This is a genomic window from Dellaglioa sp. CoH-57-MRSF-20 (assembly GCF_056781955.1).
In genome coordinates this window covers 1-247 of the sequence record NZ_JBXAXV010000317.1, presented here as the reverse complement: position 1 = coordinate 247, position 247 = coordinate 1, and the positions used below count along the sequence as shown (strand labels likewise).

The 247-nt window shown below is 76.1% G+C and carries 1 protein-coding gene; it reads left to right on the top strand.

Annotation, left to right across the window (positions count from 1 at the left end):
• The coding region (locus AC1RPN_RS09155) for a hypothetical protein (RefSeq protein ID WP_481763872.1) at positions 1 to 186 on the top strand (186 nt) is incomplete at its 5' end.
• Positions 187 to 247 lie beyond the last annotated feature (61 nt).

Here is a 247-nt window from a genome sequence, read left to right as displayed (position 1 = left end):
GTGGCGAAGCCCGTGGGGCAGGACGTCATCGTGGCGGGCCAGTCGCTGGAGCCGACCGAGACGAGGGCCGCCCGCACCCTGCTCTACGTCGTCCTGGCGCTCATCGCGGGCGCGGCCGTCGTCGCCGTGGCCTTCGGGGTGGACGTGCTCCTGACGACCGCGGCGCGCCGCCGCCCCACCGGCTAGCGCCGCTTGACCCCGTACCGATGCTCCGGCCGCCCGGTCGCGCCGTAGCGGAGCTCCAGCT